The 17,487-nt window shown below is 42.4% G+C and carries 19 protein-coding genes and 1 riboswitch; of the genes, 12 read left to right on the top strand and 7 right to left on the bottom strand.

Annotated features, from left to right (window positions below):
• The first annotated feature begins 78 nt into the window (after positions 1–78).
• The 4 genes from IQ19_RS05980 (at position 79) to IQ19_RS05995 (ending at position 4,816) form a co-directional block, all read left to right on the top strand.
• Positions 79–381, top strand: a complete 303-nt coding sequence (locus tag IQ19_RS05980) for a YunC family protein (protein WP_144540963.1) — start codon at positions 79–81, stop codon at positions 379–381.
• A gap of 355 nt (positions 382–736) precedes the next feature.
• Entirely contained in the window at positions 737–1,831 is a 1,095-nt protein-coding gene (locus IQ19_RS05985; RefSeq protein WP_144540965.1) for an HD-GYP domain-containing protein, read from the top strand.
• Positions 1,832–1,902: 71 nt separating this feature from the next.
• Positions 1,903–2,649 carry a sporulation protein YunB gene (yunB, locus tag IQ19_RS05990; RefSeq protein WP_110064706.1) on the top strand — a complete coding sequence of 249 codons (747 nt, stop codon included), beginning with the start codon at positions 1,903–1,905 and terminating at the stop codon, positions 2,647–2,649.
• 68 nt (positions 2,650–2,717) lie between these two features.
• Positions 2,718–2,924, top strand: a riboswitch (Lysine riboswitch).
• Positions 2,925–3,235: 311 nt separating this feature from the next.
• The gene (locus IQ19_RS05995) at positions 3,236–4,816 is read left to right on the top strand and encodes a Na+/H+ antiporter NhaC family protein (RefSeq protein WP_144540967.1); all 1,581 of its coding nucleotides are present in this window, start codon (positions 3,236–3,238) and stop codon (positions 4,814–4,816) included.
• A 142-nt stretch (positions 4,817–4,958) separates the two neighbouring features.
• On the opposite strand, the gene IQ19_RS06000 is transcribed toward IQ19_RS05995, so the two are convergent.
• Positions 4,959–5,837 (bottom strand): YsnF/AvaK domain-containing protein, encoded by an 879-nt coding sequence (locus IQ19_RS06000; protein WP_144540969.1) that lies wholly within the window; start codon positions 5,835–5,837, stop codon positions 4,959–4,961.
• Positions 5,838–6,367: 530 nt separating this feature from the next.
• On the opposite strand from IQ19_RS06000, the gene IQ19_RS06005 reads away from it, so the two are divergent.
• Positions 6,368–7,879 (top strand): sodium-dependent transporter, encoded by a 1,512-nt coding sequence (locus tag IQ19_RS06005; protein WP_144540971.1) that lies wholly within the window; start codon positions 6,368–6,370, stop codon positions 7,877–7,879.
• Entirely contained in the window at positions 7,879–7,986 is a 108-nt protein-coding gene (locus IQ19_RS06010; protein WP_110064711.1) for a methionine/alanine import family NSS transporter small subunit, read from the top strand. Before IQ19_RS06005 ends, IQ19_RS06010 begins: the two co-directional genes overlap by 1 nt.
• A gap of 52 nt (positions 7,987–8,038) precedes the next feature.
• Here IQ19_RS06010 and IQ19_RS06015 read toward each other — a convergent pair whose 3' ends face one another.
• The gene (locus tag IQ19_RS06015; RefSeq protein ID WP_144540973.1) at positions 8,039–9,031 is read right to left on the bottom strand and encodes a M23 family metallopeptidase; all 993 of its coding nucleotides are present in this window, start codon (positions 9,029–9,031) and stop codon (positions 8,039–8,041) included.
• Between the two features lie 238 nt (positions 9,032–9,269).
• Here IQ19_RS06015 and lipA point away from each other — a divergent pair, with 238 nt between their 5' ends.
• Positions 9,270–10,187, top strand: a complete 918-nt coding sequence (gene lipA, locus IQ19_RS06020; RefSeq protein WP_110064713.1) for a lipoyl synthase — start codon at positions 9,270–9,272, stop codon at positions 10,185–10,187.
• Positions 10,188–10,479: 292 nt separating this feature from the next.
• On the opposite strand, the gene IQ19_RS06025 is transcribed toward lipA, so the two are convergent.
• Positions 10,480–11,166 carry a YhcN/YlaJ family sporulation lipoprotein gene (locus IQ19_RS06025; protein WP_144540975.1) on the bottom strand — a complete coding sequence of 229 codons (687 nt, stop codon included), beginning with the start codon at positions 11,164–11,166 and terminating at the stop codon, positions 10,480–10,482.
• Between the two features lie 166 nt (positions 11,167–11,332).
• Here IQ19_RS06025 and IQ19_RS06030 point away from each other — a divergent pair, with 166 nt between their 5' ends.
• On the top strand, positions 11,333–11,608 hold the full coding sequence (locus tag IQ19_RS06030) for a YutD family protein (protein ID WP_110064715.1): 276 nt from the start codon (positions 11,333–11,335) through the stop codon (positions 11,606–11,608).
• Between the two features lie 42 nt (positions 11,609–11,650).
• Here the strand turns inward: IQ19_RS06030 and IQ19_RS06035 are convergent, their stop codons facing one another.
• The 3 genes from IQ19_RS06035 to glpX all read right to left on the bottom strand — a co-directional run bounded on the left by IQ19_RS06035 (position 11,651) and on the right by glpX (position 13,336).
• On the bottom strand, positions 11,651–11,938 hold the full coding sequence (locus IQ19_RS06035; protein ID WP_144540977.1) for a cytosolic protein: 288 nt from the start codon (positions 11,936–11,938) through the stop codon (positions 11,651–11,653).
• A gap of 109 nt (positions 11,939–12,047) precedes the next feature.
• The gene (locus IQ19_RS06040; protein ID WP_144540979.1) at positions 12,048–12,314 is read right to left on the bottom strand and encodes a DUF3055 domain-containing protein; all 267 of its coding nucleotides are present in this window, start codon (positions 12,312–12,314) and stop codon (positions 12,048–12,050) included.
• Between the two features lie 53 nt (positions 12,315–12,367).
• Positions 12,368–13,336 carry a class II fructose-bisphosphatase gene (gene glpX, locus IQ19_RS06045; RefSeq protein WP_144540981.1) on the bottom strand — a complete coding sequence of 323 codons (969 nt, stop codon included), beginning with the start codon at positions 13,334–13,336 and terminating at the stop codon, positions 12,368–12,370.
• 377 nt (positions 13,337–13,713) lie between these two features.
• Here glpX and IQ19_RS06050 point away from each other — a divergent pair, with 377 nt between their 5' ends.
• The 4 genes from IQ19_RS06050 (at position 13,714) to IQ19_RS06065 (ending at position 16,588) form a co-directional block, all read left to right on the top strand.
• Positions 13,714–14,142 carry an EAL domain-containing protein gene (locus IQ19_RS06050; RefSeq protein ID WP_277875291.1) on the top strand — a complete coding sequence of 143 codons (429 nt, stop codon included), beginning with the start codon at positions 13,714–13,716 and terminating at the stop codon, positions 14,140–14,142.
• Complete coding sequence (hepT, locus tag IQ19_RS06055) at positions 14,130–14,570, top strand: type VII toxin-antitoxin system HepT family RNase toxin (protein WP_144540984.1); 441 nt, start codon at positions 14,130–14,132, stop codon at positions 14,568–14,570. Before IQ19_RS06050 ends, hepT begins: the two co-directional genes overlap by 13 nt.
• Before the next feature lie 109 nt (positions 14,571–14,679).
• Entirely contained in the window at positions 14,680–15,306 is a 627-nt protein-coding gene (locus tag IQ19_RS06060; protein WP_144541170.1) for a helix-turn-helix transcriptional regulator, read from the top strand.
• A gap of 514 nt (positions 15,307–15,820) precedes the next feature.
• On the top strand, positions 15,821–16,588 hold the full coding sequence (locus tag IQ19_RS06065; protein ID WP_144540986.1) for a TIGR01457 family HAD-type hydrolase: 768 nt from the start codon (positions 15,821–15,823) through the stop codon (positions 16,586–16,588).
• A gap of 227 nt (positions 16,589–16,815) precedes the next feature.
• Here the strand turns inward: IQ19_RS06065 and IQ19_RS06070 are convergent, their stop codons facing one another.
• A complete protein-coding gene (locus tag IQ19_RS06070; RefSeq protein ID WP_144540988.1) occupies positions 16,816–17,319 on the bottom strand; it encodes a phosphatidylglycerophosphatase A family protein in 504 nt (167 codons plus the stop codon).
• Between the last annotated feature and the right edge of the window lie 168 nt (positions 17,320–17,487).

Here is a 17,487-nt window from a genome sequence, read left to right on the forward strand (position 1 = left end):
CTTTTCGCTTTTAAAATACACGCTTTTCCTTGTCCGCACATATTGTGTAATGGAAAAGGGAAAGGGGAGGCGGAAAAATTGATTGATTTGAAGCCGATTGATATAGATGGCCATACTTTTTTAAGTATTTCAGTGCAATTGCCGAAAACAAATTTACTTGTTGTAACCAGTGTTAAGGGATATATTATGTGCGGTGCGCTGGATGTCGGATTGCTTAATGAAAAGCTGAAGGACCGCAAAATCATAGCTGGCAGGGCAGTTGGCGTAAAGACAATTGAGCAGCTGCTAAATGCGCCTCTCGAGTCTGTCACTTACGAAGCTGAAGAGCTTGGCATCCATAAAGGAACAATCGGAAGGGAAGCCCTTCTGAAAATGCTATAAAGGCATCCCGTATAAGGGCTGCCTTTTTTCATTAGGTAAAAAATATCTTTATAGTCTGCCCAATCCGTTTGAAAAAGCATACCCGCATATAAATAATGCCTATGCGCACACAAATAAATTTATCCGCACATAAAAATCCTTTATCCGCATATAAACCCCAGCTATGCGCACGTAAATCCAAAAACCACCCAAAAATCCGGCAGAAAAGTCACATACAAGCTTCCGATCCCATCTCATTGAACTGACCTTTTCACCTAAACCTTGATAATTTTGTCGTATAATGTAAATAAACCCTATAAAGACCCGATATGATTAAAAAGGGCGTAACTTCAAAAAATGGATACAGGAGATACATATGAGATTAGCTGCAACAGAAACGATTGAGGCTGGCAGCGTTCTGGCCAAGGCTATATATAATGATAAAGGGCAGGTTCTCTTGAATGAAGGGGTGGAACTGGCTGAGAGGCTGATTAGAAGGCTGCAGGAAATGGGGATCACCTATATTTATGTAAAGGATCACCGCACCGAGGATATTCAATACAAGGATCCTCTTCCGCCCCAAATGCGCAAGGAGGCCATTCAAACGATTGAATCCGTTTTCCAGCAAGTGGAGGAAGACAGAAATTTAACAAGCTCCTTAGTGATTGAGAAAGCTTCTAAGCGGTTCTCTGAATTAATCCGCCTGCTGCTGGGGGAAGTAAGGGGAAACAAAGAGCTGCTGACGATTCTTTCTGATGTTTATACCTATGATCACTATATTTTCACCCATTCCCTTAATGTAACCCTCTATTCTCTGGCGATCGGCATGGAGATGAAAATGGCGCCAAAGGAGCTGGAAACTTTAGGTCTGGGGGCTATTTTGCATGATGTCGGAAAAATGAGGATTCCTGCCGATATTTTGCTAAAGCCAGGCAAATTAACCGCTGAGGAGTTTGGTGAGATAAAGAAACATCCTGAAGAGGGCTTTAATATTTTAAGGGGAGTCCAGACTATACCGCTTATTGTTGCCCATTGTGCATTTCAACATCACGAGCGGCTTAACGGCTCAGGCTATCCGAGAGGCCTGCAAGGAGGACAGATCCATGCCTATGGAAAAATTATAGCCGTGGCGGACGTATTTGATGCGGTAACCTCCAACCGTATTTACAGGCAGGCGATGCTTCCGCATGAGGGGCTGGAGATTTTATACGGCGGAGCAGGCACGCTTTTTGAAACAAAGCTAATCGAGTCCTTCCGCCAAGCGGTTGCGATTTACCCAGTGGGAATAACGGTAGAATTAAACGACGGAAGAAAAGGGGTAGTCTGCAGGCAAAATCCAGGGTTGAGCGACAGACCGGTTATTCGCATTTTAGAGGAAAGAGGCAGCTGTACGAACCCGTATGAAGTAGATTTAAGGACTGAGCTGAATTTCGTGATCACAGGCTGTGATACTACTTTTGTAAAACAATAAACTATTTTGGATTTTTGAGCCTAGTTCCCTCCTTTACAGCATACATATAGCTTGTAAAGGGGGGATTTGTTTTGGCAAAATTTCGCGGCCGGCTGCCCCGGAAAGGTCCTCTGCCGTTTCGGTATGTTTTTCTGCTGACCTTCGTCTTTTTTGTTTTTTCAACAGCTGCCGGCCTATGGATTATTAATGAAGGACTTAAGCCCACACTCATGAGCTATGCTGATTCTCAGACAAGAAAAATCGCATCATTGGTTATCAATAATGCGATTAATAAAAAAATAACAAATGTTATGGATTTGGAAGATATGTTTGAAGCTAGCGAGAGCGGAGTAGTGAGCATCAATGTTGAAAAGCTGAATAGAGTGAAAGCGGAAGTGACCGAGCTCGTTCAGGATAATATTAAGAAAGCAGAGAAGGGAGACCTTGATGCGTTAGAGTCTTTCACAGACGTTGAAATAAATACGGAACAAAAACAGAGTTCAAATGGCATAGTATATTATGTGCCGCTTGGCCAGGCAACTAATAATGCGTTGCTCGGTAACTTGGGACCGAGGATACCAGTCAAATTTAATGCAGTTGGTTCCGTTACATCCAATTTCATTACCGAAACAAAGGACCACGGCATCAATAATGTTGAAGTGAAGGTACTGGTCCGTTTGGATGTACAGGTTCAAATCATTATTCCTTTTGCGACCAAAATTATTACTGTTCAAGAAGATGTTCTTGCAGCTTATGGAATTTACCCAGGAAAAGTCCCGCAATTTTATAATGGCGGCGGTGATACTTCACCTTCCATAGAGGTTCCTGCAGGACAATAAAAGCTTGCCAAGATATTAGTATTTTGCTATACTTTTAAATACAATTGCATAAAAAACCTTATCATATCCGATGGGGTAGAGGCGCAGGATTCAAGAGTAGGCTGTGTGAGGATGACAACCATGACCACAGCTGAAAGGGAATTTTGCCGAAGCAGAATAAATGGGTCAGCACTTATTTTGCTGGGGTTACTTCGAATAGGAGTAACACTGTCATTATGGGGGGAAAGTATGAATATACTTTGTAATAGCCTTCATAATGGGGAGCTACAGATCGTGATGGAGAAACTAATTACTTCAAAAGAGTAATGATAGATTTTTCTCTATCGTTACTCTTTTTTTATTTGACTCTGTCATCATCCACGTTGTTCCCCCTAGCGAAAAGCGGAAGGCGCCCGCTTAAGGTGAACGCAGACTAAAAACGCCACGTCCTGTGGCAACGTCTGCATGACCCCATCCTGCGGGCCTCAAGCATAAGACAAGCGGGCATGAAGGTTGTTCTTTAACCTTCTTGACGGATTGGCTTAGACCCGAGAGCCGATGGCGCCTGGAGCTGGACACTATATCCAATTCAAGAGGAGGACAAGTAATGGAAAACACGATTTTCTCCCTGCTGCCGCCACTGGTAGCCATCGCAATGGTCATCCTGACTAGGCGCGTTCTGCTATCATTGGGAGTGGGGATCGTCACAGCAGCCCTGTTGCTGGCTGAATTCAGCATTACAGAAACATTTAGCATTATTTTTGATGCAGTAAAAGGAATTTTTGTTTCAGACGGAGAGCTGAACACCTGGAATGTTTATATTATTTTATTCTTGCTTGTATTAGGAGTTATTACTGCATTTATATCGATCTCAGGTGGAAGCCGCGCATTTGGCGAATGGGCGATGAAGCGGGTAAAAACCCGTGCAGGCGCACAGATTGTTGGAGCTGTTTTAGGAATTATCATATTTATTGACGACTATTTCAATGCTCTGGCAGTCGGGCAGATTTCACGTCCGATTACGGACCGCCAGCGTGTCTCCCGTGCAAAGCTGGCATACCTGATTGATTCAACTTCAGCACCTGTTTGTGTTGTTTCGCCGGTTTCAAGCTGGGGAGCCTACATCATTGCTTTGATTGGCACCATCCTTGCTGCCCATAATGTAACCGAGTATTCTGCATTCTCGGCTTTCATTCAGATGATTCCAATGAATCTTTATGTTTGGGCTACTTTGGCTATTGTGTTTATCGTTGCATTAAGAAGAATTGAAATTGGGCCAATGAAGGTTCATGAAAAGCGTGCTGTTGAAGAAGGGTTAGTCATGGATCCCGATAAGCCTGCACCTGGTGAACTAAAAGATGACCTTCCAACAAGCACAAAAGGCTCTGTCGGTGATCTTGTATGGCCGATTGTTGCTCTTGTAATTGGTACAGTAGGCGCAATGATCTGGACGGGTTCACAAGCAGTTGAAGGAAACCCAACGATTTTGCAAATCTTTGAAAACACAGATGTTTCGAAATCACTTATCCTTGGAGGACTAATCGGGCTGTTTGTCACAATGGCTTTATTCCTCCGCCAGGCGTTTGTATTAAAAGGAATTCATTCAAATGTTTTCGGAAGAGGAGTATGGGAAGGCATCAAGTCCATGCTTCCGGCCGTTTATATCTTATTATTTGCTTGGGCGATCGTTGATCTGATTGGCCGTCTTGAAACTGGGACATACTTAGCCGGGATTGTTGAAAGCTCAAATATGAGTACTTCATGGCTTCCTATCATCCTATTCCTTATCGCAGGAATCATGGCGTTCAGTACGGGGACTTCATGGGGATCATTCGGCATCCTGCTTCCGATCGCGGGTGATATTGCTGCTGCTACGGACATCAATCTATTATTGCCGGCAATGGCAGCAGTGCTTGCAGGGGCAGTATTTGGCGACCATTGTTCACCTATCTCTGATACAACCATTCTTTCCTCAACAGGGGCGGGATGCAACCATATTGACCATGTGATGACGCAGCTTCCATATGCGCTGATCTCAGCAGGGATCGCATCTGTCGGATACCTGATCATCGGTTTTACAGGAAGTACAATCTTCGCATTGCTGGCTGTTGCAATCCTGGTAATTGCCTTTGCACTGGCAGCAGGCAATAAAAAAGATGGCACAATGCAAGAAAAAACGGCAAGCTAAAATATATCTCTTTAAAAAGGGCTTTCTCTTTATGAGAGAGCCTTTTTATATGGGTAACCTTTATTTCATCCAGATATAGTTTAAATTGTAAGCCCCCTTGCCACATAAAAAGGGATCTCCTTTACGGAGACCCTTTACCCTATTACAATTTATCGTTATCTCTTCTATTAACCGGAAAGTCCCTATCTTCTTCAGATACGTACTCACGGCCGCCTTCTAGATGAACTTCTTCTTTTTTTAGATTCTCCGTTACCTGCTGTGTTTCCTGTACTTCACGCTTGCCGACAACAACTTCATCCGTTACGACAGGTTTTTTTGAAACTTCCACTCGTTCCTCTGTAATCGGAATACGGATCGTTTCATCATCCTCAATTGGTGAAGTACTTGCTGCAGTCGGATCATCCACTTTTCTTCTTTCTACATATACTTCTTCATGCTCAACCGGCATGTTGACGGTTTTTTGTTCTTCAACAACATCTTTATGGAGTTCCACTTCTCCAGCCTGGACACGATTCTTCGTCACATCCAGCTGTTCTTCACGAAGCTTTAGTGATTGCTCTTCATCTTCAATTAGACCATTTCGCTGGTCATAACCATCCGTATAAGTGCTTTCCATTCTAGCTTCAGTTGTTCTGTCTGTTGTGAACCCTGTTGCAGTATCCATTCTGTCGCTATATAAGATGATTTTTCCTTCATTCACATATGTTTCGTATTTGCGGGCTTCATCGTTAGACATGCCCAGTTCTCTGAATTTTTCCACTGTAAACCCTTGATTTGTACGATCATCATCAAACCATGAAGTTAAGCTGTTTAAGAATCCTGCGCTTTCACTGCTGTCTCTATCCTTTGTTTCGAAGGTCTCTGTGTGAACACCTGTTTTATCTTCAAGAGATGAATCTAGATGTTCTGTTTGCGCAATGATGGATAAGTCCTGAACTGGGTATCCGTCATTCTGCAGTTCCTGAATTGCATCTACTACTTCTCGCTGTGAATTATAAACTCCGATAATATTGGCATCCATTTGTATAACCTCCTATAGGTAAAGTTGCGCTTTACGCTTTAAATGTTTTTGTTAAAGTGAAGCACATTGGTTTTATTCCCGGGTCTTGACAAACCAAACAAGTTCAATATTGGAAACTCGTCCGAAATTTTCACTATATGCCATTATATGGAATCAAGGGAATAACATTTGAATTTTCTGAATAATTAATGAAAGTTTTTGGCTTACGGGAATAAAGTTTATTAAGGGAGGTGTGGACAAAAAATAAACTCGAATAGATTAACTTTTGGTAAAATAGATTCTAGTGCAGTGGCTTTAGCTGGAAATTAAAATAGAAAAATACTAATTTTGAAAGAGGTTTTACTTTAGTAGAGTGTTTGGTTAAAGGATTTCGAAAAATATCATTATTCCCAAAATAATGTTTTGACAGAATTTAAAAAAATAGCTATACTAGTTTTATGTTAGATAGAATTATCTGAAAATATAAAAAGTTCCCATTCTTCTTTTTAATTGGGAATAAAGTAATTTATTTACAGGGGGTAGAAAATACTATGGATAATCGTCCACAGTGGGGTACAAGGGCAGGCTTTATTTTAGCTGCTGTAGGTTCGGCTGTCGGCTTGGGAAACATTTGGCGATTCCCGGCAGTAGCCTATGAAAATGGAGGAGGAGCGTTCTTCTTTCCTTATTTATTTGCATTATTGACAGCAGGGATTCCTTTACTGGTCATGGAATTCACAATTGGCCATAAATATCGAGGTTCTGCACCGCTGTCTTACGCAAGATTAAGCAAAAAATACGAGTGGATTGGCTGGTGGCAGGTAGCCGTTTCATTTGTTATTTCGACTTATTATGCAGTTATCATTGCTTGGGCAATGTCATTCGCAGGTTTTTCATTCAGCCTGAAATGGGGAGATGATCCTGAGGGATTCTTATTCGGAAGCTATTTAAACTTAGCTGAAGCTCCTGGTCAGGTTGGATCAATTGTTCCAGGCGTATTTATTCCATTGGTTATCGTTTGGGTCATTGCACTTGGTGTTCTATTTAAAGGTGTTAAAAAAGGAATTGAAATCGCGAACAAAATCTTTATTCCTGCACTTGTTATCTTATTCTTAATTATCGTAGTTCGCGCTCTTACATTGGAAGGTGCTGCACAGGGTCTTGATGCTTTCTTCAAGCCCGACTGGAGCCAGATCGCCAGTCCAAAAGTTTGGGTAGCAGCTTATGGACAAATTTTCTTCAGTTTATCCATTGCCTTTGCTATTATGGTAACTTACTCAAGCTACCTTCCAAAGAAAACGGATATTACCAACAATGCCTTTATTACAGGCTTTGCCAACTCAGGATTTGAGTTGCTTGCCGGTATCGGAGTATTCGCTGCTCTTGGATTTATGGCAAATCAAGCTGGAGTTCCAGTCAGTGAAGTTGTAGCTGGCGGTGTAGGTTTGGCATTCGTTGTCTTCCCGCAGATCATCAATGAATTCCCTGCATTAAACGGCCTTTTCGGCTCACTATTCTTCATCTGTCTAGTGCTTGCAGGATTGTCTTCATTAATCTCAATCGTGGAAACGTTTGTTGCTGGGGTACAGGACAAATTCAAGGTTTCCCGTGCAAAAGCGGTTTTATACGGTGGAGGATTATCTGCAGTTATTTCGATCTTGTTTGCCACTCAGGGCGGTTTATACTTCCTTGATGCGGCCGATTATTTCATCAACCAATTCGGCGTTGCGCTTGCAGGCCTGGTTGAAGTTGTCATTGTAGCTTGGGTACTGAAAGAGCTAAAGAATCTTCAAAACCATGCGGACAGCATGTCCGACATTCGCCTTGGCGGCTGGTGGAGAGTGTGCTTGGGCATCATTACTCCAGTAGTTTTAGGTTATATGATGGTTCAAAATATCATTACCAACATTAAAGACAATTATGAAGGATATCCTACTAGCTTCCTGCTATATTCCGGCTGGGGAGTAGCAATCGGAGCGATTGTCCTTGGGTTTGTCTTCATGTCCATCAAATGGCAAAAAAATACGCTTGAAATCCCTGAGAAGAAGGAGGTATCTCAATAATGTCCGGAAGCGCAATTACAATGATGGTGATTGGGATGCTCATTATTTGGGGCGGCCTTGCTGCTAGTATTATGAATGCAGTTGCTAAAGCAAAAAAAGCTAAGTAATTTTAAAGAGAAGGACTGTCCCTAATGAAAGGGCAGTCCTTTTTAGTTTATGCTACTTTTTTCTTGCCTTTATCCGGTCCTGTCTTTCCCATAACTTTAAGTGCGGGTATGGATCATAGGACCATTCAGTATAACCGTTATCTTTATATATACCGTAATGGAGGTGAGGAGGGAATTTTCCTGAAGTACCCGGCGGGCCATAGCCTGAGCTTCCAACTCCGCCGATCAGCATTCCCGGCTCAACGATTTGCCCGAGTTTTAGGTCCTTGGCAAAACCGCTTAAGTGAGCAAAGTAATGATAGTTATTATTTATATCGCGAATGCCGATTCTCCATCCCCCATATTTGTTCCAGCCCTTCATTTCCACAATACCATAGGATGTGGCACGGACAGGCACTCCATAATTGGCAAATATATCGGTTCCCTCGTGAATTCTTCTTCCGCCCCAGCCCCTTGCGTCCCCCCATGTATTTCTGTAACTGTAATTGCTCCTTAAAGGAACGGGAAAGGCGTGGTCGTCGAGGTTAAGGCGTCCAAAGTGCTTATACACTTGTGCTTTTCCAATTATAATCCCAACCGTTTTATCGCGCTTATAATAATTCCACAATCCGATTTTTAAATTGTCATGGTCGGTACCATAGGAGAGAAGGAAATTTGCAAAGGAATGAAGAACATCTTCATCGCTTTTCAGGCTGGCTTTTCCGTCCCCATCCCCGTCGATTCCAATTCCATCGAAAAATTGGATGGATGTAGGATTCTCATCACTTGGATTTGGATTTAATATCCCAGTCCATTCTTCAGGCTTAAAATAAATCCCGGTAATGCCCTCTGCTTTTGGTATATCCCTTCTGGCCTGCCTGACATTCCGTTCATACTGGTCAATTCCGGCAAGGTAGTACCAGGGAATATTTGTGATGGCTTCAACTTTTTTATATAGCTCCATCCTTTGCTTATATGGATCAGCCTGATTTTCCTGAGCGCTTACTGTACAAAAAGAAGTCAGAAAAAACGATAAGGCCGCAGCAGCGGTTAGTAATATCCGCACGGAAATCCTCCCTTCTTATATGGTCTGCCTATATAGTTTGTGAGTAATGGAAAATTTAATAAATATCAATTAATGGTAATCCCAATATCTTCGGCTTGTCCTCTTTAATTCATTATGATAAAGTGGCATCAGGTGAAGCCTAATCAGCTTAGTCGGAAATTTTTTAGGACTGGCTTTTTTATACGTATAAGCTTCGGCGCATGATAACTGCGCTTATGATTTTCTAAGGAGTGGGAAAATGAGCAAAAAAGAAGAGTACTTGCGCAAGCCCGAATGGCTGAAAATAAAATTGAATACGAACGAAAATTATAATGGCCTAAAAAAGATGATGAGAGAGAAAAACCTACATACTGTATGCGAAGAGGCCAAATGCCCAAATATCCACGAATGCTGGGCAGTAAGAAGAACTGCAACATTTATGATCCTCGGGGATGTTTGTACACGTGCCTGCCGCTTCTGTGCGGTTAAAACGGGCCTGCCAACAGAATTGGATCTTCAGGAGCCGGAACGCGTAGCAGATTCGGTTGCGCTGATGAACCTAAAGCATGCTGTTGTAACTGCAGTGGCGCGAGACGATCTAAAAGACGGCGGTGCAGCTGTTTTCGCTGAAACAGTCCGTGCAATCAGAAGAAAAAGTCCGTTTACAACGATTGAAGTATTGCCATCTGATATGGGCGGGGTTTACGAAAACCTGAAAACATTAATGGATGCCCGTCCCGATATCCTTAACCACAATATTGAAACCGTTGAACGTCTTACACCAAGAGTTAGAGCCCGTGCAAAATACAAGCGTTCTCTTGAGTTTTTAAAGCGTGCCAAAGAAATGCAGCCTGATATCCCGACGAAGTCCAGCTTAATGATTGGCCTTGGGGAAACAAAAGAAGAAATTATTGCAGTAATGGATGACCTGCGTGCACATGACGTTGATATCATGACTATTGGCCAGTATCTGCAGCCATCCAAGAAACATATAAAAGTTGTGAAGTATTATACTCCAGAAGAATTCCAGGAGCTAAGAGAAATTGCTATGAGCAAAGGCTTTAGCCACTGTGAAGCAGGCCCGCTTGTGCGTTCTTCTTACCATGCAGACGAGCAGGTAAATGCCGCTTCCAAACAGAAGCAGCTAATGGGAGAACAAGAAGTTAAGGAAGCGTAATCTAATAGAAAAGAGTTCAGCGCCATATCGCTGGACTCTTTTTTAAAAAGTAAGAATTATTTTCAATTTTGTATGTTGTCTACCTAAAAGGACCACAGCTCGAGGTCTAAAGCTTGGCTGCTGGGGCTTCCAAGGGCTCGAGTTCAGAAGTCGCTTCTCTCCAGAAGGAAAAAACGACTTCTTACAGGAATCATCTTATGCTTATAGTCCCTAAGCACCACCTTCGAAGAGCGCCTTCTGCCAGCGCTCGTCTTAGGCTTGTTGCAGATATAAGGTGCTCTCCGCATTTCTATTAACGATTGCCTGCTTTGCGGACAGACTCGCCGAGGTCGTCCTTATCCATGTCATCATTTCTTTCTCCTTGCATTTCACCGTTTTCATTTTCGCTTTCACTCATTTTTTCACCCTGAGGCGAATTCAGCATTTGCTTGATTAGCTGGTTAATGCCATTTTCTGCATTGCGCCCATCAGAATCAACAGTTGCAAAGTTTTCCACATTTTTTCTTAAAGAAGTGTCATCGCTTACATATACATGGTACCATCTAGGTACAACCGACATAGCCATTTTCTTGATCTGGTCGGCTGTTTGATTGCGGTTTTCAGTATCTGTATCATACACAATCAAGACTTCTTCATCTGTAACAAGGGTAGAAACATCATCGACATTTGGAACTTCAGTACAGTATTTGCCGATAATATCAGCAACTTGTTCGCGGTCAATCGCTGCATAATGGTCGGCGGAGACATTGTCCCCCATGATCGGGCTTTTTTGGTGGCGAACATATCCGAAGTCTTCGCCTACATTGTTTCGTCCGTTTCTGCCGTTGCCCATATCCCGGTTATATAAATCTGCACGCTGGTCATTCACGTTAATGGTATTACCGCTTTCTTCGTAAATATCTTCTCTTGCAGCATTGTTTTGGCATGCTGTCAGGGCAGCCATACCGCAAATTCCAAGAATGATTAGTGATTTTTTCACTATAAACACCTCCTCATCTATAGAATTGCCACCCGCAAATTTTTTTCTCTTAGTAATTGATGGGGAATCAGTTATAATTTAAGTAGGACATTCAGACTCAGTTTTCATATCCCGTAATTTTTCAATATAATACTGGTACATACGCTGTTAAGTTGAGGTGAAAAAGATGGTTTGCATTAATAATATTTGTTATGAAGTAATCGAGGAACAGCGGGACGGCTTTAATGAAGAAGCTTTCCGGGGGAGATATAGTGAAATCCTATCCAGATATGATTACATTGTTGGCGACTGGGGTTATGGCCAGCTTCGTCTCCGCGGTTTTTTTGATGACCAAAATCAGAAAGCATCCTTTGATACAAAAATCAGCACATTAACAGAATATCTGTACGAATTCTGTAACTTTGGCTGTGCCTATTTTGTTGTTAAGAAGGTAAAAAGCTAAAAAAGGGCTCGGGGGAAACCCGGCCCTTTTCTTTATCTGATTTTAAGTTTCTGTATATGGCGGTTCTTCATTTTTATCCGGATCATCGTGGGGAGGATGCGCCCCGTCCATCTGCCGCGGCAGGTTTTGATGAAGGGACTTAAATTCATAGTTGAACGCACTGTAATAACGCTGTCCTTCCTGCCAAGGAGTGCTTTTATTTTCTACTGGCTCATCTGCATTCCTGGGGGCGCCATAGGGCCCTTCCGGCAGGTCTTCAGGAATAAGGAAGTTCCTTTGGGTTTCCACGTTTGAAAAGTCTGTATAGGTCCTTCTTTCTTTGTCGTCCATGCTTTTCACTCCTTATGAACTATCTGTATAGAGACTGTTCAATACAAAATGAAAAAAGGAGAACCCTTTATACAAGGGTTCTCCTTTAGTATTTGTTTATTATTTAATATTAAACGATTTCCATCAGAAATGACCGCAGTTCTTCGGCATCTTCTTCTGAGAGCTGAAATACATGCTCCAGGTAGCCTTCTTCCCTCAAGTCATCTTCCCCAATGATCGCGAAGCGGCTTCCCTGAATATCAAGGACCAATTGTTTGCCATAATAACGATCAGAACGAATAATTGCGAGATCAAATCGCTGATTTTCACCCATAAAGCTGACAAACCGGGTTTTTGTATTTTCCAGGTCATCGTATAAGAAAAAACGTTCAGCCATATTTGCACTCTCCTCTTTGTGGAATAATTTTAGGCGCTATCTCAGCAGGGCATTTACAGCATCACGAGATGAGGCTTATGCTCAAGATGATGGTGCGCCGTTATGTAGCGAACAGTCTTGGTTTTGGAACGCATAACAATAGAGTGTGTTTCAACTAAATCACCGCCAAGAAAGCGAACCCCATCAAGCAATTCTCCGCTTGAAACGCCTGTTGCAGCAAAAATCGCGTCATCACCAGAAACAAGGTCGTCAAGGAATAGTAGCTGGCGCGGATCCTTTAGGCCCATCCCAATGCAGCGTTCTTCTTCCTCTTTTGTATAAGGGACTAGACGTGCCTGCATATCTCCGCCGAGCGCTTTTAAGGCTGCAGCCGAGATAACCCCTTCAGGAGCGCCGCCAATGCCGACGAATAAATCAATCCCTGTATGTGGCAGTGCAGTCGCAATTGCGGCGCCAACATCACCATCGCCAAATAATTTAACGCGGGAGCCTTTAGCCCGGATTCTTTCAATTAAATCTTCGTGGCGGTCCCGTTCCTGTATAATAACCGTCAGATCCTGGACACGCTTATTATTTGCTTCGGCTACAATGTCAATGGTCTTCTCGATTGGATCAAGCAAACTCACTTTCCCGGCCGCTTTTTTTCCGACTGCGATCTTTTCCATGTACATATCAGGCGCGTGCAGCAATGTACCTTTATCTGCTACAGCGATAACCGCCATTGCGTTGTTATGCCCTTTTGCCACAATGCTTGTACCCTCTAGAGGATCAACGGCTATGTCTACTTTGGGTCCCATGCCTGTGCCAAGCTTCTCGCCAATATAAAGCATAGGAGCCTCGTCCAGTTCTCCTTCTCCAATGACGACAACGCCTTCCATATTTACTGAATCAAACATTCCGCGCATGGCTGCTGTGGCAGCACCGTCTGCTTCATTCTTTTTCCCCCTGCCCATCCATTGAGCGGATGCAAGTGCGGCAGCTTCCGTGACACGGACAATCTCTAAAGCCAGCTCACGTTCCACCAGGTTTCCCTCCCGTTAAATATACTCTATCTTTTTTGTTTGTAAAATTACAGCCATATAGGCTGATGCGCTTACATATAATTCTTGCATAGCATGCAGCTTCCGTTTCCTATACTATCTTATCAGAATTATTCATAATACTGAATGTCATTCCGGTAAATTCGACAATATTCCAGTTCATAAATAATTCTATTGCAGGAAAAAATATTAAATTCAAAATATTGTGATATAATATAATACATAGGCAGAAAACGTTTTTTTAGGATGTGCAGATGCTGACAGCCGAGAGGAATAAAAGTAATGGTCCGTCGGTGCATAAAGAAAATAAACACGATTGGCAAATGGGGAAAACTTGTGCTGCCCGCTAAAATAAAAATATCTCTCCCAGCCGGATTACACTCGAAGTTACAGAGCAGGATTCCATTGAAGGGATGGGAAACTTTATATACAATATAAGGGTACTAAGAACTTTGGGATTTCGGGTGGCTGTGGATGACACTGGCGCAGGTTACGCTAGTTTGCATTCCATAAGTGAGATTATGCCGGATATTATTAAAATCGACTGTTCCGTCATTCAGGGCATTGATTCAAACGGAATTAAAGAATCCATGCTGAGGGGCCTTCTTTTAGTAGCAAAAGAAGCGGGCTCTCTAGTTGTTGCCGAGGGAATAGAAAATGAAGGGGAAGCGTCTGTGCTCTCCAGAAACAAGGTCGATTTAGCACAGGGATACTTTTACGCTCGGCCAGATACTTTAATAAGGAGCCTGAAATCTTCTAGGAGGAAGAAAGCACTATGTATTTCGTAGACAGGGAAAAAATAGAAGATACGCTTAACTACTTGGAACAGCAAATCTCCCTTTTTGAAGATGTGAAAGAGTGGACATCCCCTATTGAAAAGGCAGCGCTGGAGCGCATCGCCCAAATTATGATCGAAGCCATCCTTGATATAGGGAATACAATGATTGACGGCTTTATCATGAGGGATCCAGGCAGCTACGAAGATATTGTCGACATTCTTGACGATGAAAAAGTAATCAGCAAAGAGATGGGCGAAAGTTTTAAAGAAGTGATTACATACCGTAAAATGCTCGTTCAAAGCTATACAAATGTTAATCATGAGGAAGTTAAAGCGGCATTCAGCAAACATTTGCCGATGATAAAAGAATTCCCGGGCCGTGTAAGGGAATATTTAATCAGTGAATTAGGGCCGGTTTCTGCTTTTAAACCGCAATAAAAGATCGGAGCAATCCGGTCTTTTTTTTCTAGCTGGACGGATCTAACATATAAATAATTGTGATGGATTGCAGTTTTAAGCTAATATAAAAGGAAGGACGGTGAATTTCATGCTTGTTGGAGCAAAATCTACTAAAGATCTTATCCTGCGATTAATCAAGACATCCGGAAGATTGTCAATTATCGAAATGGCCAGCGAATTAGGGATAACCGAAATGGCAGTAAGAAGGCATATCCAAATTCTTGAAAAGGACGCTTATATAGAGTCAGTTATTTTAAGGCAAACAAAGGGACGCCCTTCAAAACTTTATCAGCTTACAAAAAAAGGCGAAGACTTGTTTCCAAAAAAATACAAACAGTTGAGTGTCGAGCTGTTAAAAGAACTAAAAAGCATGGGGCAGGAAAGCTTAATCACAGAATTGTTCACAAGACGAAAAAACCGCCTGGTACAGCAGTATGAAATTCAAACATCCGAGAAAACCTTTGCGGAAAAACTGGAAATCCTAACAGAAATCCAATCGATAGAAGGCTTTATGCCCGAAATTCGAAAAGAAGAAGGGCAAATCCACCTGAAAGAATACAACTGCCCCTATATCGAAACAGCGGCAGAATTTAAACAAATATGCAAATCTGAAAAAGAATTTATCAAAGACTTTCTTGATACCAATGAAGTTGAAATCAAATCCTGCATGGCAGCTGGTGACGGCTGCTGCCATTATATAATCACCCAAGACTAGTGTGGCTCCTGCTGAAGGAGTTTTTTCTTTTTGAGCAGGTTGATGAGATCAAAGTTCTTTTACTGGATAATCAGAACTAATCGAAGGGGATAGAACCGCTGGATACTCTATTTACTGGATAATCGGAACTAATCGAGGGGAATAGAGCCGCTGGAAGCTCTTTCTACTGGATAATCGGAACTAATCAAGGGAATAGAGCCGATGAAAGCTCTATTTTCTGGATGATCGGAACTAATCGAAGCGAATAGATCTCTTGAAATCCAGTTTTGAGTGATGAGTGGAACCAACTGGAATGAACGAGCCCGAGAAAGGGATTTTAGAAGAAGTAGGGGACCCAAATGTTTTTATAGATGTAGACACAGTCTTACCCTAATTTGAGATTCGATCTAATCGTGAAAAATTGCACAAATCCCTACTATCCTTTAAGATAACTTTTATGGGCGTTTTACGTAGGTAAAAAACCAATCTCATACAAATAATAAATTTGGCCATGATAAATTTGGGAGTGATCGTTTTGAAAAAATATAAAGGCTACTTAATAGATCTGGATGGCACGATGTACCGCGGGACAGAGCTGATCAGCGAGGCTGCTGACTTTGTGAACAAGCTGCGTGAGTATGGCTTGCCGTATTTGTTTGTGACAAACAATTCTTCAAGAACACCTGCACAGGTAGCGGATAAGCTTGTTAAGTTTGGCATTCCGGCAGAAGAGGGACAGGTTTTTACAACAAGCATGGCAACTGCCAACTACATATATGAAAAGAAAAATGATGCATCTGTTTATGTGATTGGAGAGGAAGGAATCCGTGAAGCTTTGGCTGAAAAAGGATTAAGCTTTGCTGAGGAGCAGGCCGATTATGTAGTGGTAGGGATTGACCGCTCCATCAACTATGAAAAGCTGTCAGTCGCCTGTCTGGCCGTTAGAAATGGAGCCACATTCATTTCTACAAACGGTGATATTGCCATTCCAACTGAAAGAGGGCTGCTGCCAGGGAATGGTTCTTTAACTTCTGTCATCACTGTATCAACTCAGACCCAGCCTGTGTTTATCGGCAAACCTGAGTCGATTATTATGGAGCAGGCTTTAAAGGTGCTGGGCACAGCGAAGGAAGAAACGCTTATGGTGGGCGATAACTATGATACGGATATATTGGCAGGCATGAACGCGGGCATGGATACACTGCTTGTCCATACAGGTGTAACAACGAAAGAATTACTTAAGGGCTACGAAAAAAAGCCGACATTTGTGCTTGATTCTTTAGCAGAATGGGATTTCAAATAAAGGCTCTGTTAAACTTGCCTGTTGATTTCCGCTCAAGAAACTCAGCGATCCTCGGGCGGTCCGACGCTCCTCGGCGCAAGACGCTCCAGCGGGGGTCTCCCTTTGACTCGCTTTTCCCGCTTGAGTCTCGCACCTTCCAATCCAATCAAAAGGCTGCCAAAATCAACAATATGCTTTAACGTAGCCTAAATAAAATAAAAAAGGATGGAGAGCTCTCCATCCTTTTTCTATTCCACATGGGCAGCGCTATGTGCCAAGCGGCTTGAGGCAGCCGCAGCAATAGCCCCAACAATATCATCAAGGAACGTATGGCATCTGCCTGAGCTCTTATCGTTTAGGTCCTTCAGAATGCCAGGCTTTAATTTATCGATATAACCAAAGTTTGTAAATCCGATTGATCCATATACATTAACAATGGATAATGCCAATACTTCATCCGCTCCATATAGCCCTTCGTCAGATTCGATTATCGACTGCAGCGGCTCCAAAAGCTTTTTCTCCTCTGCAAGCATATCAAGCTGAATACCTGTCAGAATAGCGTTTTGTACTTCTCTTTTTGATAAAACCCGCTGGACATTATTAATGCAGTCTTCCATCTTTAAATCAGGGTGATATTTTTCCTGAAGAAAGAAGACTAAATCAGCTATATCCTGAATTTCCACTCCTCTTTCATGGAGCCATTTCCGCGCTGTCTGTTCTGTAATACTTACTACTTTTTCTTCTTTATTCATTGGCGTCACCTTTTCTATTTATTTTCCCTATGTATATACCCTTTTTTGCAAAAATATGCCCGCTGCCGGCAAATGAGATTAATTTCATTCCTTTTATCAATATCTCCATGGCACTCAGTCTTATTCAAGAAAACAACAAGTTTTGACGCCCTCTTTCATATATATTCC

It is taken from the genome of Cytobacillus oceanisediminis (assembly GCF_007830235.1).
Lineage (GTDB): Bacteria > Bacillota > Bacilli > Bacillales > Cytobacillaceae > Cytobacillus > Cytobacillus oceanisediminis.

Coding starts and splice junctions, on each gene's coding strand:
- IQ19_RS06035 (WP_144540977.1), bottom strand. CDS start 11,938: ATGGACGACAAAGAAAGAAGGACCTATACAGACTTTTCAAACGTGGAA.
- IQ19_RS06060 (WP_144541170.1), top strand. CDS start 14,680: ATGCTTGTTGGAGCAAAATCTACTAAAGATCTTATCCTGCGATTAATC.
- IQ19_RS06000 (WP_144540969.1), bottom strand. CDS start 5,837: ATGGATGCCAATATTATCGGAGTTTATAATTCACAGCGAGAAGTAGTA.
- lipA (WP_110064713.1), top strand. CDS start 9,270: ATGAGCAAAAAAGAAGAGTACTTGCGCAAGCCCGAATGGCTGAAAATA.
- IQ19_RS06005 (WP_144540971.1), top strand. CDS start 6,368: ATGGATAATCGTCCACAGTGGGGTACAAGGGCAGGCTTTATTTTAGCT.
- IQ19_RS06070 (WP_144540988.1), bottom strand. CDS start 17,319: ATGAATAAAGAAGAAAAAGTAGTAAGTATTACAGAACAGACAGCGCGG.
- hepT (WP_144540984.1), top strand. CDS start 14,130: ATGTATTTCGTAGACAGGGAAAAAATAGAAGATACGCTTAACTACTTG.
- IQ19_RS06040 (WP_144540979.1), bottom strand. CDS start 12,314: ATGGCTGAACGTTTTTTCTTATACGATGACCTGGAAAATACAAAAACC.
- IQ19_RS05985 (WP_144540965.1), top strand. CDS start 737: ATGAGATTAGCTGCAACAGAAACGATTGAGGCTGGCAGCGTTCTGGCC.
- IQ19_RS06010 (WP_110064711.1), top strand. CDS start 7,879: ATGTCCGGAAGCGCAATTACAATGATGGTGATTGGGATGCTCATTATT.
- IQ19_RS05995 (WP_144540967.1), top strand. CDS start 3,236: ATGGAAAACACGATTTTCTCCCTGCTGCCGCCACTGGTAGCCATCGCA.
- IQ19_RS06030 (WP_110064715.1), top strand. CDS start 11,333: ATGGTTTGCATTAATAATATTTGTTATGAAGTAATCGAGGAACAGCGG.